This window comes from Sphingobacterium sp. 1.A.4, from assembly GCF_002734245.1.
Lineage (GTDB): Bacteria > Bacteroidota > Bacteroidia > Sphingobacteriales > Sphingobacteriaceae > Sphingobacterium > Sphingobacterium tenebrionis.
Window position 1 is genome coordinate 1 of record NZ_PEAZ01000062.1, and the last position, 16,446, is coordinate 16,446.

Sequence of the window (16,446 nt, forward strand, 5' to 3'; positions counted from 1 at the left end):
TTGCACAGGGACTCCTACAGAGCAAGAAAATAGCGATCGGGGAATTCGGACGACGGCTTCGGGCCAGAAAAGGGCCTATGATCGCCATTAAGGCCATGGCCAACAAATTGGCAGCACAGTATTGGCGACTGATGGTAAAGGGGACTACCTATGTGGAACAAGGGGTGCAGACCTATGAAACACAATTGAAAAAGCAGAAGGAAAAGTACCTGAACAGGTTGGCACTGGAGTTCGATATGAAATTAGAGAAGATACATTGATCTGATTAACAATAGGTTATACAACATGTCATTGGTAGCGTAGTCGAAGGATCTGTACATTGGTACACGAACAGATGGTTAGACTACGCTCACCATGACATGGGTTAAGATTGCTTCGTTCCTCGCAATGACGGCGTGCTGCCTTTATTGAATAGAGACAATAGATAATAGACAATAGATAATAGACTGCCAAAGTCTATCATCTATCATCTATCATCTCTCATCTAAAAACCTACATATACTTAAACACCTTACCCAGCGATTCATTGCTGGTAAAAGTAGTATCCAAATCAATCAATTGACCAGTACCGATATTGATCACCATTCCATGGATCGCTAGATCAGCGCCATTTTTCCAGGAGTTCTGCACAATGGAAGTACTGCAAAGATTCAATACCTGCTCCTTCACATTCAGTTCCACCAATTTATTGGTCTTTTCAGTTTGATCCTCGATCGCATCAATCTCTTCTGCGTGCAAGCGGTATACATCCTTGATATGGCATAACCAGTTATCAATAATACCATATTGCTGACTACTCAAAGAAGCAGCAACTCCACCACAACCATAGTGTCCAGCTACAATGATATGTTTTACCTTCAATACATTTACAGCATAGTCTAAAACGGCTAACATACTCATATCCGAGTGCACACACATATTGGCAATATTACGATGTACAAACACTTCGCCCGGTTTTCTTCCTGTCAATTCATTCGCTGGCACACGGCTATCCGCACAACCAATCCATAAAATCTCCGGGTTTTGTCCATTTGCTAACTGTTGAAATCTTCCTGTTGTGTCTTTCTGTACGAAATCCATCCAGTCTTTATTACCTTCTATAATGTTGTTAAAACCAATTTCTAACTCTTTTAAGCTCATTTTTTTAATTTTTTATATGTTGTTCGATTAAGAAACAATACAAGTTTCTGCAATTATTTTATTCTTTTAAACTACTTTTTGAAGTTTATGTTTTTTTTTCTTGAAAGGACTCTTATTAGATCGCTTTCTCTTTTTGTAAGTTACACCGTTCAGCTCAATTTCCAAGCCTTTGCTTATCGCATTCTGCTCAAAATCCTTGATGACGTCTATGACATCCTTATCAATAAACTTACTTCGATGCCCATCGATCAGGATACTCTTCACGTTTTTTGGAAGGTTGTACAGTTTTTCCTGAATTGGCGCTTTGTTAAGGAAGGTTACCTCCTCCGCCAAGGTCAACACCGCAACAGAATTATCCTCTACCTCCGTTGGTTTGATGTTGAAATGGTAAGCATTGTGCATGTTTGCTCTCAAGATATAGAACGTAGCAACCAAAATACCAACCCCAACACCGGTCAATAGATCAGTGAAAACAACCGCTGCAACGGTTACAAAGAATGGAATGAATTGATCCAATCCTTTACCTAACATCTGCTTGAATAAAGCTGGTTTTGCCAATTTATATCCTGTATGTAAAAGGATAGCGGCCAAACCTGCCAATGGAATAAGGTTGATGATACTTGGGATCGCCAATAAGGCCAACAATAACCAAACTGCATGCAACATCGCCGATTGTCTTGTCCTACCGCCCGCATTGGCATTCGCAGAAGAACGAACGATCACTGATGTCATAGGCAATCCACCTAAGAATCCAGAAGTCATGTTACCAATACCCTGCGCAACCAATTCCCTGTTTGTTGGTGAATTTCTTTTCAATGGATCGATTTTATCTACTGCCTCGATACTCAATAAAGTCTCTAGACTCGCAATGATCGCAATGGTAATGGCCACAATCCATACCTCTTTATTCAGGATCTGCGTGAAATCTGGGAAGATGAACAATCCTTTGAATTCCGTAATGGAAGAAACCACCGGGATGGATACAAAGTGATCCGGGTTCAAGGCCAAGGAAGTTCCTTGGAAAGCATAACCCAATCCCACACCTAATAATACCACGATCAATGGAGCAGGGACTTTGTTCAATTTCTTAATATTCGGCCAGAAAATAAGCACAGCCAGGGATAATAAACAGATCAACGTAGCCCCCCAGTTGATACTGGAGAATATCGTATCTGTAAATGCAGCAAAACCACCGCCGTTATCCAGTTCAAAGGCATGCGTCTCGGTCATACCGAAAGCCAATGGAATCTGTTTTAGGATAATGGTGATACCGATCGCTGCCAACATACCCAGGATCACTGAGGATGGGAAGTAATTACCGATCATACCGGCTTTTACGATCCCCAGGATCAATTGGATAACCCCAGCGATCATAACCGCTAGGATAAAAGTTTCGTAAGCACCCAGTTTTTCAATGGAGCCCAGGACGATTACGGTCAGACCGGCTGCAGGACCACTCACACTTAGAGGAGAGCCTGAAACCGAAGCAACCACTAAGCCGCCTATAATTCCTGTTAAGATACCGGCAAAAAGTGGCGCTCCGGAGGCCATCGCGATTCCTAAACATAAAGGTAATGCGACTAGAAAAACTACTATACTTGCGGGAAAGTCATATTTTAAGTCCCTTTTCGACAATTTTAGAAAAGCGGACGTACGTGTACCAAACATAATTTGTTCAATTTGTTAAATTCATTTTTTTTTGTGAATAAGCTCAATGGTCCCATTAAGACACAGCATGGCCGGTCAGAGAACCTGATAATCGGAAAAAAATGAATTAACAGTTAGGAGGGGGTGTCGGTACGGATGGATGAAAGGCACAGATACTTTTTTCATTACGTAGGTAATGCTTGATCTGCGCTGTACTTTCAATAGTGGGATTAAAGGCTAGGAAATCAATGGAATCTGGTTTGAATACCTTGATACCCGTTTCATGGATATCTTCATTGTTGCTATTGGCTCCTTTGGCCGTATTCTCGATTTCTAATTGCATAACCACCTGTAGAACAGTACCTTTATCCAGTACATCTACAAACATCGGCGTGATGGATATCAGCATCTTTGTGAAGAACACAAAGAAACATAGCTTGGCAGCTAAGATCCTGTACGCTTTTGTAAATAAGTTTCGGCTCGCAATCATAAACAGTACAAAAATAAAATTTAATTTTAAAAAGAAAGCTTTTTTGAAATTTTATTATGAAAAAATTACAAAAGGATTGCCTTTAATCTGATTTCTTAATAATTCCTTAATGTACTTCTCTCAAAATTCTATTATTGTATAATCCTATTTAATTCCTATTTTCGGGTACAAATAGTTCAGTATTAGTCCAAAAATACCATGAAAGAACAATTTATTCAGAAAATTACAGCCTCTTATAGTCCTAAGGGCGCTTTTATACAATTGGGATCCGGAATCCTGAATGGCGAAATCGTAACGGATGCCAAGGTTAACCTGGCCTTGAAAATGATGAACCGACATGGTTTGATCGCCGGTGCAACGGGTACCGGAAAGACCAGGACCCTGCAATTGATGGCCGAACAGCTGTCCGATGCCGGTGTACCAGTCTTCATGCTCGATGTAAAAGGCGATCTTTCGGGATTGGCAGAGCCCGGAAAAACCAATGACGCCCTGATCGAGCGTGGAAATGCTGTGGGTATTCCCTTTGAACCTGCTAGTTTTCCGATTGAACTCTTTTCCTTGAGTGGCAATCTGGGTGCTCCGATGCGCGTTACGGTAGAGGATTTTGGTCCCGTCCTATTATCTCGGATACTGGATCTGAACGATACCCAAGCCGGTGTATTGAGCGCGATTTTTAAATATGCGGATGATAATCAACTTCCGATCGTCGATTTCCAAGACCTTAAAAGGTTATTGAGTTACCTTTCGGAAGGTCCGGGAGCGGAGGAAATAAAAAGCGATTACGGAAAGATCAGCTCGGCAAGTGCCAGTACCATCCTTCGAAAAATTGTAGCCATTGAACAGCAAGGTTTGGCACATATCTTGGGGGAAAAGGAATTTGACATCAATGATCTTTTCGGAAAAATTGATCGGAAAGGCGTCATCACCCTTTTGAATATTTCGGATATCCAGGATCAAGCATTGTTGTTCTCCACCTTCTTGTTGAGTCTCTTGGCGCAATTGTTCAAGAACCTCCCGGAAGTAGGCGATCTGGATAAACCAAAATTGGTGTTCTTCTTTGATGAGGCGCATTTGTTGTTCAACGGCGCATCCAAAGCCTTTTTAACCCAGATTGAACAGATTGTTCGCTTGATCCGTTCCAAAGGAGTTGGGGTTTTCTTCTGTACACAGGCAGCAACCGATATCCCGGAATCTGTTTTGGGACAATTGGGAAATAGGATCCAACACGCCTTACGGGCATTTACCCCTAACGATGCGGAGAACCTCCGGAAAACGGTGAAAACCTATCCGACCTCCGAATTTTATGAGATAGATAAAATATTGACCTCATTGGGAACAGGGCAGGCCTTGGTGACGGTGTTAAATGATAAAGGGATACCTACAGAAGTGGTAGCCACCCACCTCGTACCAGCTAGGGCGGTTATGGGACCTTGCCAACCGGCACTATACCAAGAACTGGTCCGCAATTCCGAGTACAATGGAAAATACCACGAACGCGTGGAACGCCGTACGGCCTCCGAAATCCTGGAAGAAAAGATGGGACAGTTCGAGGCGCAGGAAGCAGCAGAAAAGGCACAGAAAGAAGCCGAAAAAGCCTCTAAAACCAGCAGTTCCTCCCGATCTCGCAGGCAATCGCCTTTGGAGGCAGCACAGAACCAGGCCAGCAGAACGTTGGCCCGGGAAGGGGTGAAATTGTTGGGGAAACTGGCAAGTGGCATCTTAAATGCAATGTTTAAAAAGAGATAACAGTAAAATAGTATATTTGCGCATAGAAATTAAGAATACTAAACAAAAATTTATATTATGGGAAAACCTACTTTGGTAGTATTAGCAGCAGGAATGGCAAGCCGCTACGGATCATTAAAGCAAGTTGACGGATTTGGTCCACATGGAGAATCTATTATCGACTATTCAATTTATGATGCTATTCGTGCAGGATTTGGTAAAGTAGTTTTTATTATCCGCCAAGAATTTGAGCAGGTAATGCGTGATAAATTTGATGCAAAATTCGCCGGAAAAATCGAAGTGGATTATGCCTTCCAGGATTTCAATCTGAAGAAATTTGGTGTTGACAAGGAAATCGAACGTACAAAACCTTGGGGTACAGCCCATGCGGTAATGAGCGCTAAGGATGTCGTTGATGGCCCTTTCTGTGTGATCAATGCCGATGACTTCTATGGTTATGATGCCTTCCAGAAAATGGCGGATTTCTTGACCAACGAAGTTTCCGATACCCACATGTCCTTAATGGGCTTTGAAGTGGGTAATACCATGTCGGATTATGGCTATGTTTCCAGAGGGGTTTGTGAAGTCAACGAAGAAGGAAATATGGAATCGGTTACCGAACGTACGAATATCTATTACGTAACGGATGATAACGGAAGCCGAAAGATTGTTTATGAAGAGAATGGCGTGCAAACAGAACTTCCTGCAGATGCTAGGGTTTCCATGAACTTCTGGGGATTCACACCTAAAGTATTTGAGGTATGTATGGATCTGTTCCCAAAATTTGTGGAAGAGAATGGAGATAATCCTAAATCTGAATTCTTTATTCCATCCATCCCAGATTATATGGTGAAGCATGGTATGGCGGACTTTAAAGTGATCCCTACCTCTTCAAAATGGTTCGGTGTAACGTATGTGGAAGATAAGCCGATCGTTCAGGAGAGCATCTCTAAATTGATTGCAGATAAAGTTTATCCGGAGAAATTGTTCTAAGCAGGAGCAGCTTTCAAAGAAATATGGAACGGCTAAGGAAATTGATAAGGATTTCTTTAGCCGTTTTTCTTATTATTGGGGTTCAAATATAAACCATAATGAAAAAAGTAATGATCTGGTTGGGCTATGTATTATTGGGATTGTTGGTTTTCGGCTTGATCTATTTCTCTGCTGATGCGGTACTCTCGCGCATTTCGCTGAATAAGCAGGAACCAAGTGATACCAAAGCGGAGATCCCATTTTATGTATTGTCCAATGGCGTACATACGGATTTGGTTTTGCCCATTAAGGAAGGGGAACAGGATTGGAGCAAGGTCTTTCCGATCGATCATACCAAGGGTAAATCCGCAGATCATCGGTTCATTGCCATTGGATGGGGCGATAAGGGGTTTTATTTGAATACCCCCGAATGGAAGGACCTTACCTTAAAAACCGCCTTGATAGCCGGGCTTGGAATTGGAGAAACCGCCCTGCATGTGACTTATTATAGGAATATGAGCTTAGGAGAGGATTGCAGAAAATTAATGATCAGCCAAGAGCAGTATCAAGCCTTAACGGATTTTATCTTAGCGAGTCTGGATAAGAATGCCAAGGGAGAACCGATCTATATCCAAACCAATGCGCAATATGGCATGGATGATGCCTTTTATGAGGCAAAAGGGGCGTATAGTCTGTTTTATTCCTGCAATACTTGGTCTAATCATGCGCTCAAAAGAGCCAATCTTCCTGCTGGTGTGTGGACAGTATTTGATAAGGGTATTTTGAGGCATTATCGGTAATTATGTGGCTATGTCATCCTGAGCGTTAGTCGAAGGATCTGTTCGTTGGCCAACCGTATAGATCCTTCGACGCTGCTCAGGATGACATAGCCCTGCTCAGAAAGATAAAAAAAGGGAGTTTCCATTTGGAAACTCCCTTTCATATGATAAGGATAATTTAATGAAACCCCGAAGGATCAATAAATCGCTTAAATTATTTCACTTCCTCAAAATCAACATCCTGCACATCATCCGCTCCGCCTTGGTTTCCGCCAGTATTAGCTTGACCTTGACCAGCATCGCCTTGTGCTTGTTGATCTCCAGCGCCTTGGTTAGAAGCAGCGTACATCTCTTCTGATGCTGCATTCCAAGCGGCCTGTAATTCAGCAGATGCCGAATCGATATCTGCGAAGTTTTTCGCTGCATGAGCAGTTTTCAATTTCTCTAAACCTGCTTCAATTGGAGCTTTCTTATCTGCCGAGATTTTCTCGCCATACTCTTTCAATTGTTTTTCGGTTGAGAAGATCAATGCATCTGCAGAGTTCAACTTATCCACTTCCTCTTTCACTTTTTTATCTGCTTCCGCATTAGCTTCCGCTTCTTGCTTCATTTTCTTCACTTCCTCATCCGAAAGACCAGAAGATGCCTCGATACGGATATTCTGCTCTTTACCGGTTGCTTTATCGATTGCCGATACTTTGATGATACCGTTCGCATCGATGTCGAATACTACTTCGATCTGCGGGATACCACGAGGTGCAGGAGGGATGTCTGTCAATTGGAAACGTCCTAATGTACGGTTCTGTGCAGCCATTGGTCGCTCACCTTGCAATACATGGATCTCTACGGATGGTTGGTTGTCAGATGCAGTCGAGAATACCTCCGATTTACGGGTAGGGATCGTGGTATTGGATTCGATCAATTTGGTCATTACACCACCCATGGTTTCAATACCTAAGGAAAGTGGGGTAACATCCAATAACAATACATCTTTCACTTCACCGGTTAATACACCACCTTGGATTGCAGCACCTAAAGCTACTACCTCATCTGGGTTAACACCTTTTGAAGGATCTTTTCCGAAGAATTTTTTAACAGCTTCTACGATTGCTGGAATACGGGTCGATCCACCTACTAAGATTACCTCATCGATATCTGAAGTAGAATAACCTGCGTTTTTCAATGCTGTACGACAAGGCTCGATAGTACGCTCGATAAGTGGCCCTACTAAGCTTTCAAATTTAGCACGTGATAAATTGCGTACTAAGTGTTTTGGTCCTGTTGCATCAGCAGTGATATATGGTAAATTGATCTCTGTTGAAGTAGTGCTTGATAATTCGATTTTTGCTTTTTCAGCAGCTTCTTTCAAGCGTTGTAATGCCATTGCATCTTTTTTCAGGTCGAAACCATTGTTCTCGTCAGCAAATTCAGCGGCTAACCAGTTAATGATCGCGTTGTCAAAGTCATCACCACCTAAGTGTGTATCACCATCGGTAGATTTTACTTCGAATACGCCGTCGCCTAATTCAAGAACAGAAACGTCATGCGTACCACCACCACAGTCGAATACCACGATTTTCATGTCTTTGTCTGCCTTATCAAGACCGTAAGCCAATGCTGCAGCTGTAGGTTCGTTGATAATACGCTCTACTTTCAATCCTGCGATCTCACCAGCTTCTTTCGTTGCTTGACGTTGCGCATCGTTAAAGTATGCAGGAACGGTAATTACCGCGCGAGAAACTTCCTGACCTAAATAATCCTCAGCCGTTTTCTTCATTTTCTGAAGGATCATGGCTGAAATTTCTTGTGGTGTATATTTACGATCATCAATTTCCACACGTGGAGTATTGTTGTCGCCTTTTACTACCTTATAAGGAACATGTTCGATCTCGTTTTTTGCCTCATCATACGTTACACCCATAAAACGTTTGATAGAATAAACAGTTTTGTGCGGGTTTGTAATCGCTTGACGTTTTGCAGGATCCCCAACCTTACGTTCACCACCTTCTACGAATGCCACGATTGAAGGCGTAGTGCGTTTACCTTCGTTGTTGGCAATTACTACCGGCTCATTACCTTCCATTACGGCTACACATGAGTTGGTAGTTCCTAAGTCGATTCCTATAATTTTTGACATATCTTGTTGTGTTATCTATTTACTTTTTTAAATTTTTCGATTTCATATTCTATCAACAACGCTTATGCCAAATGGTTTTTTCTCGTTTTGTCAGCGGAAACGCGGTAATTATTTCCTGCTATTGTCATTGGAATGTGACATTCTGTCATCATTTCTGAATTATCCATTAATTGATTACTTTTGTGGAAATAGAAATCAAACATGAATTTTGACGAATACCTGAGTTACTTCGAAGATATTTTAATAAACACAGAAAATCACGAAGCATACTCCAACGATGCTGATTACCTGAACTACACCAAGCTGAACTGGTCTAGGATGACCAGATGGCTTAAAAAGTTTGAACCTTCTGAAGAAATGAAAAACTGTATTCAGCAAATTAAAGATCCACAACATTGGATCGTTATCACTGAACCGTGGTGTGGGGATGCGGCACATTCCGTAGCGCAGATTTATCAGATCGTGAAGGACAATGAATTCATTGATTTGGATATCCAATTGAGAGATACTGAACCATACCTGATCGATGAATACCTGACCAATGGCGGTAAATCCATCCCAAAATTGATTATCCGTAACGATGTAGGGCATGATAAAGTGATCTGGGGCCCAAGACCTGCGGTATTACAAGGCATCTTTGAACAGATGAAAGCCGAAGGTAAACCTTTCGAAGAAATCAAGGAATTTATCCAGCGTTGGTATAATGAGGATAAAGGCGTAGCCATCCAGAAAGAATTGATCGGATTATTAAGCGAATAGATTAGGGTAAATCATAGGGATTTCAAATCCTGATATATAAAATTGAGGTCAACCATTGGTTGGCCTTTTTTTTATGTTGGCAGCTTCGTGCTGCAAGTAGGGTGTAAGTGAGGTGTAAGTGAGTTGTAAGTGCTAAAAGTCACTTACAACTTACTTACACCTCACTTACATTATTCTTTTATTACGAGCCGGACCAGTAAATAAATGGATGAATACTAAGAGCGTTTTTCTGAAAATTCGGCGATTCGAATTTTAATATGTTAAATTAGGGGAAAGAGAAAATTTTGGCTAACTACGACGCGATAATTATAGGTTCGGGACCGAATGGTTTTGCCGCAGCAATAACACTTCAACAAGCTGGCCTGCAAACGCTATTGATAGAAGGTGCAGATAGCTATGGGGGTGGTATGCGGACCAAGGCATTGACCTTACCTGGTTTTAACCATGATGTTTGCTCGGCCATCCACCCAATGGCGCTGGCCTCGCCCTTTTTCTCGCAGCTTCCTTTGGCAGATTATGGTCTGCGGTTTACCTATGCAGATTACGAGGTTGCACATCCTTTGGATAACCAACCGGCAGTGCTGTTGCGTAGGGACATGCAGGCAATGAAAGAAGAACTGGGCAGTGATTTCCAACCATATAAACGTTTATATGCTCCCTTTATAGACAGGTGGGAGGAGCTTTCCGAAGATGTCATGGGGCCTTTGCGCTTTCCCAAGCATCCTTTTTTGATGGGTAGATTCGGATTGAAGGCATTACGTTCGGCAAAGTTCATTGCTGATGGTTTCCAATCCGAAAGGACGCGATCTCTTTGGGCGGGAATCGTTGCACATGGCATGCAGGCTTTGGATCAACCTGCTACAGCAGCCATCGGTATGATGTTAGGGACGGTTGCCCATCGGTTCGGCTGGCCAATTCCGATCGGTGGTTCTCAGGCCATTGCCGATGCCTTAGCCGCTTATTACCAAGCATTGGGAGGAAAGATTCAACTGCAGACCTGGGTGAAGGATATGGCCGACCTGCCATCCCACCGGATCTGTATTTTGGATATGACACCTAAGCAGATCTTGAAGTTGAAAAACCTAAAACTAACTAACGGTTATAAAAAACAATTGGAAGCTTTTCGGTATGGGATGGGGGTATTCAAGATTGATTGGGCATTGTCTGAAGCCACGCCTTTTCAGGATATCCGCTGCCAAAAGGCAGCAACCGTGCATTTGGGCAATAGTTTTGAAGAGATTGCACAGTCGGAATCCGATACCCAACATGGACGCTTGAACAAAAAGCCTTATGTTTTGTTCGCTCAACAGAGCGTGTTTGATTCCAGCAGGGCGCCTGTTGGAAAACATACAGGATGGGCATATTGCCATGTTCCCCTTGGATCGGAAGTGGATATGACCTCTGCTATAGAAAATCAAGTAGAACGTTTTGCTCCAGGATTTAAGGATACGATAATGGCTAGATCCGTCATGAATACGGCGGATATGGAAGCTTATAATCCTAATTATATTGGTGGGGATATTTCCGGTGGGGTGATGGACCTTCGTCAATTGTTTACCCGGCCGACAAAATCCCTGACGCCTTATCGAACTTCGGATCCGAAAGTGTATATAGCCTCGGCATCCACCCCACCTGGTGGGGGGGTACATGGTATGTGCGGATTTCATGCCGCCAGAATTGCCTTGGCTGATCATTTTAACATAAAAATAACCCGATGAAGAAAATAGTAATCGCTGGTGGAACCGGCAACCTTGGAAAAATATTGACAAAAGAATTTTTGGAAAGAGGCGACGAGGTATTCTTATTGAGTCGAGAAGAGCATCAGTCAGATCATCCTGCCCTACATTATGTGCTGTGGGATGGAGAGCAGTTAGGAGGTTGGGTTAAAAAGATAGAAGGAGCAGATGTACTGATCAACCTCACGGGCTTATCCATTAATAGGGTTTTCAATGAAAAGAATAAAGCTTTGTTGCTTTCCTCGCGAGTAGTTCCTACCTCCCTTTTGGGAAAAGCGCTCGGAACTATGGGGCAACCCCCTAAAATATGGATCAATGCTTCCGGTGTTTCCATTTTCAACGGTAGAAAAACCTTACAAGATGAAAACAGTACAGATTATGGTCATGATTTCCTGGCCGAATTGGCCAAGAAATGGGAAGCGGCATGTTTAAACACATCGACCCCAGACACCCAAAAGGTGATCCTACGGATAAGTCCTGTATTGATGCAGGGATCAGGCATGTTTGCCGAGTTGTATCCATTAGCGAAATTCGGTCTGGCCGGCAAGGTAGGGGATGGACAACAAATGGTTTCCTGGATACATCATGAGGATTTTAAACGATTGCTGATTTGGATCGCCGATCTGGAAAAGCCAGATCAGGTGTACCATGCCTGTAGCCCAAATCCTGTTTCCAATGCCGACTTTATGAAGGCCATCAGAAAGGCTGCGCATATGCCGATCGGATTACCTTTATCTGTGTTTATGGCTAAGATTGGTGCGAGGTTTAAAGGGGTAGATGCGAGTTTACTTTTAGAGACCGTTCCTGTAACAACAATTTTAACCTCCCAAAGAGGCTTTACATTTAAATTTCCCTATATTCAGCCCGCAATTAGCGATTTAGCTAATCAATCAACTTAAACGAATACATGGAAAGAAAATCATTTGAACTCTCGGAAGATTGGGTAGTTGTTATCTTGGGTTTTGCTATTATAGCCTTGGCCTTATTTGGTATCGTTGTTCCAAAACCAAGTTTCAGTTGGGCGGATTCTTCGGAGTTGACCCAAAAGGTTTTTTCCGGAAATAACCTGTTGAGCATGGCTTCCCAATTTGGGTTGATCTATGCAGTCGCCATTTTAGGAGCCATTCTCTTAAAGAAGAACCTGAAGGCTTTATTGATCGTCTTTCCAACGGTATTTGTACTCACCCTTGTGGCTTTGGTTTTGGCAGGTAATTCGACCATCAAAGAATATAACCTGGAGGCTGTTATTTTCAGTCTTGCCATCGGTCTGATCATCAGTAATTGCTTCAAGCTTCCGGAATGGTTCAAAAATGCCTTGAGCACGGAACTATATGTGAAGATCGGTTTGGTATTGCTTGGTACGACCGTGATTTTCGGCGATATCCTAAAGGCAGGTTCCTTGGGTTTGATCCAAGCCTTATTGGTAGTGGTTTCCGTATGGTATTTTGCCTATTGGGTTTGCCGCAAATTAAAAATCGATAAAGAAATGTCCTTGATGCTGTCCAGTGCAGTATCCATCTGTGGAGTATCGGCCGCTATTGCGACTTCAGGTGCCATCAAAGGTGATAATAAGAAATTATCCTATGTGATCTCCCTAGTGTTGATCACGGCTATACCGATGATGATCTTCATGCCTTACATTGCGCAATGGCTGAACCTTTCCCAAGAGGTTACTGGAGCCTGGTTGGGTGGTAGTATCGATACGACCGGGGCAGTAGTGGCCTCTGGATCTTTGGTGGGCGAAGAAGCCTTAAAGATCAGTACGATCGTAAAATTCTCCCAGAACGTTTTATTGGGGATAGCGGCTTTTTTCATCAGTATCTATTGGACCTATTCCAAATCGGTTGATGATGAAACGAAGAAGGATAAGCCAACGTTAAGATTGATCTGGGATAGGTTCCCAAAATTCGTGGTTGGATTTGTTGCGGTTTCGCTCTTGTTCTCCTTTGTGATTCCGGCAGAAACGACCAGTCAGATTAAGGATAGTTTGAAGAGTTTACAGGGATTATGGTTTGCTCTGGCCTTTACATCCATCGGATTGGAAACCAATTTTAAGGATCTGTTTAAACAGGATAACAAGAAGCCTTTTTATGCATTCATCATTGCACAGACTTTTAATATTTTGGTCACATTGATCATTGCATTGGCTTTGTTCAATTAAACCAGCCAACCCATCTCCACACAATGCTTGATTAGGCTACTGCTGTTGAAGGTTTGGGTCTTTTTGAGCATGTTCTTGCGGTGTACCCGGACGGTCTGATCAGAAATGCCCAATTGCTGGGCGATCTTAATACTGGAATATCCTTTGGCGATGTAGTTCAAAATATCCAATTCGCGGATTGTAAGTGGGTTTTTATGTTTTCTTTCCTGGGCAATTTTCTTGGACAGTTCAAATTGGTAAAATTCATCAATTCCATTCAGACCGATCACATGGGCCACATAGCTGTTCTTTTTACTGATGTGTTCGATATTGGTATGGATATTCAGCACGCTAATGATCTTCCCCTCTGCATCCATGCTCACAGGAATGGCCTGATGATGGAATAGTTTGTAGGTCCCATCCTGCATTTTCATCCGAAAACAATAACAGGATTTGTATTGGTTGCTATTGCTGATCAGTTTCGTGATTTTTTGATTGCAGACTTCCTCCGCTTTCAGCACATAGGATACATCATCGGGATGGATGATATCTACGATATTTTGGATATGAGTAGGGCTTTCTGTTAAGCCATGCAACTGGCAAAGGCTAGAATGGACATGGGAAAGGGATTGATTGGCAATTTCAAGAACATAATAATAGTAGTCGCCAATGACCAACATCTCCGACAGCATCTTGATGATGGTATCGGAATCAATTTCATTGGATCGATGAGCAAATAATTCCGGGAATTTCTCCCAAATTAAAGCCAATCTATTTTCATTTTCATCCATGATCATTAATAATTAGTTGGTTTTCTTGCTGCTTTCTGTAGCTTATCCAATGTTAGGAATAAAAGCATATCCAGAAAATACCTCAATCGAGGTATTTTGCAAATAGATCATTAAAAAATTAAAGAATCCCCCATTCCAAGCATTTTTTAATGAGCAAATGGCTGCTGTTGGTATTTGTTTTTTTGAGGATGTTCTTACGATGAACCCGAACGGTATCTTCTGAAATAAACAGTTGCGCTGCAATCTGTTTGCTGGAAGAGCCTTTGGCAATCAGCGGAAGAATCTGCATTTCCCGTCGGCTGAGTTTTGGTTTTGGAACCTGTGCTTCTTCCTCGTAAGGGTCGAACTGCAGGTGCTTATTGATTTTATTGTTGCTCTGTATATGCACTAATCCTGAATTGAGCTGGGTGATGTGTTCAATATCGGTGTGTATGTTTAAGGCAATCTTGATTTTTTGTTCCTCATCGAGCACTAAATGGACCGCTTGATGTAGGAAAAGATGGTAACTGCCATCGGCCACCCTCATCCGGAAGGAATAGCTCATTTTGTTATGGAGGAAATCTCCATTGTTGATGGTCAATAATTTGTTCAGGATCAGTTTTTCTGCTAAGATCACAAATTCGATATCATCCGGGTGAATCAGCTCAATGATCTGGGTTAAAGATGTGGGAATTTTCTTAAAACCATGTATCCGTAATACGTTGGGATGGACCTGTTTTAATTCGACGGAAAGAACATCAAATGTATAATAATAGTAAGGGCCAATAGAAAGAATTTCCGACAGGAACATGGTCAGATCAGGGTGATTCATGATTTCATTGGAGGCGGATAGATGCTGGTCGAAATTTTCCCAAGCATCGGAAAGTATATGTTTTTTCCGTTCCATGTTATTGGATAAATAGAAATTCTACGTCAGTTAATTCTTTGGTAGAGCTAAATTATAAAAAATATCAATGAATTAACCATTGCTCAAAATCCATGTTTTATAAGTTAGGATAATTCTAAATATGTTAAATATTCTTGTTTATAGGGGATTAAAATTTGAAAAATACCCCAATTTGGGTATATGAAATTTTTATAAAAATAATTTATTTTAGGACATGAAGCTCGATAATTTCCTGTTCCGAAAAATTTCCCAATCCTTTCAGGAGTTCAGTCTGTATTCGCAAAAATCCTTGGGGAAAGCGGAGGCTTTGCAAAGGAAGAAAGAATTCGACCTAAATAATTACCTTCGGGTTTTCCATGCTTTTGATACCTATTTCTATTCCTTGGCTGATATCAGTACCCTAACGGTTATTGATGCGGGCGGACCTATCGAGCAGTTTACCGGTTATACCAAGGAGGAGGTCATCAAAAGAGGCTATACCTTGATGTTGAGTATTCATCATCTGAAGGATACGATTAGAGCAACAAGAGGAGGGACCAAATATTTTAAATATTTGTATGCACAGGAGCCAGAAAGGAGGCCATATATCAAGGTTAATCGTACATTGGATTTGATTTGCAAAGATGGTCGGAAGCTTTTTGTCTTGGCCCAAAGTATTCCTGTGTTGTTCAATGAACATATGGAACCGATATATATGCTTAATATCTATTCGGATATTAGTGATCTTCAGCCGAGTAGGCAGTATTCCCATTATATTATTGATAGTTCCGATCTGGAACACCCGAAGAAAATCTCCCTTTTCGATAAGAACGATTATAGCGATTGTTTTCAAAGTGCTGTTTCTAAAGGTGAAATGCGGGTGTTGGAATTGATTGCAAAGGGTATGGATAGTAAATTGATCGCAGATCAACTTTTTATTAGTGAGCATACTGTGAGGACGCATCGGAAGAATATACTTCGGAAAATGGAATGCAGTAATATGACGGAGGTGGTGAAAAAGGCGCTGGTGGAGGGGTGGCTTTAGGGTAGATTTTAGATGATAGATGATAGATGTTAGATAATAGATTATAGATGTTAGACTTTCCCTGTCATCGCGAGATATTTCCGTCATAATGAGCCATACGTCATTGCGAGGAGGCACGACAAAGCAATCTTCCCGTCATCGGACCGAAGCAATCTTCCCGCATGTCATGCTGAGCGGAGTCGAAGCATCTGTTCGTATGCAACCGTACAGATCCTTCGAC

At 42.0% G+C, this 16,446-nt stretch carries 15 protein-coding genes; 9 read left to right on the forward strand and 6 right to left on the reverse strand.

The window, feature by feature from the left end; translation table 11 throughout:
• On the forward strand, positions 1–260 hold a 260-nt coding region (locus tag CRJ00_RS18815), incomplete at its 5' end, for a hypothetical protein (protein ID WP_218962203.1).
• A 232-nt stretch (positions 261–492) separates the two neighbouring features.
• Here CRJ00_RS18815 and CRJ00_RS10395 read toward each other — a convergent pair.
• From CRJ00_RS10395 to CRJ00_RS10405, 3 genes are all read right to left on the reverse strand, one after another.
• Positions 493–1,140, reverse strand: coding sequence for a carbonic anhydrase (locus CRJ00_RS10395; protein WP_099366808.1), 648 nt, complete (start codon positions 1,138–1,140; stop codon positions 493–495).
• Between the two features lie 66 nt (positions 1,141–1,206).
• Positions 1,207–2,808 (reverse strand): SulP family inorganic anion transporter, encoded by a 1,602-nt coding sequence (locus CRJ00_RS10400; RefSeq protein ID WP_099366809.1) that lies wholly within the window; start codon positions 2,806–2,808, stop codon positions 1,207–1,209.
• 106 nt (positions 2,809–2,914) lie between these two features.
• A complete protein-coding gene (locus CRJ00_RS10405) occupies positions 2,915–3,196 on the reverse strand; it encodes a hypothetical protein (protein WP_099366810.1) in 282 nt (93 codons plus the stop codon).
• 279 nt (positions 3,197–3,475) lie between these two features.
• Between CRJ00_RS10405 and CRJ00_RS10415 the strand changes: the two genes are divergently transcribed.
• The 3 genes from CRJ00_RS10415 to CRJ00_RS10425 all read left to right on the forward strand — a co-directional run bounded on the left by CRJ00_RS10415 (position 3,476) and on the right by CRJ00_RS10425 (position 6,774).
• A complete protein-coding gene (locus CRJ00_RS10415; RefSeq protein ID WP_099366812.1) occupies positions 3,476–5,023 on the forward strand; it encodes a helicase HerA-like domain-containing protein in 1,548 nt (515 codons plus the stop codon).
• Between the two features lie 57 nt (positions 5,024–5,080).
• On the forward strand, positions 5,081–5,995 hold the full coding sequence (locus tag CRJ00_RS10420) for a sugar phosphate nucleotidyltransferase (protein ID WP_099366813.1): 915 nt from the start codon (positions 5,081–5,083) through the stop codon (positions 5,993–5,995).
• A 98-nt stretch (positions 5,996–6,093) separates the two neighbouring features.
• Positions 6,094–6,774: a TIGR02117 family protein gene (locus tag CRJ00_RS10425; protein ID WP_257213748.1), complete on the forward strand. Its 681-nt coding sequence runs from the start codon at positions 6,094–6,096 to the stop codon at positions 6,772–6,774.
• A gap of 193 nt (positions 6,775–6,967) precedes the next feature.
• On the opposite strand, the gene dnaK is transcribed toward CRJ00_RS10425, so the two are convergent.
• Complete coding sequence (dnaK, locus tag CRJ00_RS10430; RefSeq protein ID WP_099366814.1) at positions 6,968–8,890, reverse strand: molecular chaperone DnaK; 1,923 nt, start codon at positions 8,888–8,890, stop codon at positions 6,968–6,970.
• 201 nt (positions 8,891–9,091) lie between these two features.
• Here dnaK and CRJ00_RS10435 point away from each other — a divergent pair, with 201 nt between their 5' ends.
• The 4 genes from CRJ00_RS10435 (at position 9,092) to CRJ00_RS10450 (ending at position 13,546) form a co-directional block, all read left to right on the forward strand.
• Entirely contained in the window at positions 9,092–9,649 is a 558-nt protein-coding gene (locus tag CRJ00_RS10435; protein WP_099366815.1) for a thioredoxin family protein, read from the forward strand.
• 284 nt (positions 9,650–9,933) lie between these two features.
• A complete protein-coding gene (locus CRJ00_RS10440) occupies positions 9,934–11,367 on the forward strand; it encodes a phytoene desaturase family protein (protein ID WP_099366816.1) in 1,434 nt (477 codons plus the stop codon).
• Positions 11,364–12,284: a TIGR01777 family oxidoreductase gene (locus CRJ00_RS10445; protein WP_099366817.1), complete on the forward strand. Its 921-nt coding sequence runs from the start codon at positions 11,364–11,366 to the stop codon at positions 12,282–12,284. The genes CRJ00_RS10440 and CRJ00_RS10445 overlap by 4 nt, the downstream gene beginning before the upstream one ends.
• Before the next feature lie 8 nt (positions 12,285–12,292).
• Positions 12,293–13,546, forward strand: coding sequence for a YeiH family protein (locus tag CRJ00_RS10450; protein WP_099366818.1), 1,254 nt, complete (start codon positions 12,293–12,295; stop codon positions 13,544–13,546).
• On the opposite strand, the gene CRJ00_RS10455 is transcribed toward CRJ00_RS10450, so the two are convergent.
• Together CRJ00_RS10455 and CRJ00_RS10460 are read right to left on the reverse strand one after the other, a co-directional pair.
• Positions 13,543–14,322 carry a LuxR C-terminal-related transcriptional regulator gene (locus CRJ00_RS10455; protein WP_099366819.1) on the reverse strand — a complete coding sequence of 260 codons (780 nt, stop codon included), beginning with the start codon at positions 14,320–14,322 and terminating at the stop codon, positions 13,543–13,545. The two genes, CRJ00_RS10450 and CRJ00_RS10455, sit on opposite strands and share 4 nt — an antisense overlap.
• Positions 14,323–14,434: 112 nt before the next feature.
• Positions 14,435–15,202: a LuxR C-terminal-related transcriptional regulator gene (locus CRJ00_RS10460; protein WP_099366820.1), complete on the reverse strand. Its 768-nt coding sequence runs from the start codon at positions 15,200–15,202 to the stop codon at positions 14,435–14,437.
• A gap of 214 nt (positions 15,203–15,416) precedes the next feature.
• Between CRJ00_RS10460 and CRJ00_RS10465 the strand changes: the two genes are divergently transcribed.
• Positions 15,417–16,226, forward strand: a complete 810-nt coding sequence (locus CRJ00_RS10465) for a helix-turn-helix domain-containing protein (RefSeq protein WP_099366821.1) — start codon at positions 15,417–15,419, stop codon at positions 16,224–16,226.
• Positions 16,227–16,446: the final 220 nt, after the last annotated feature.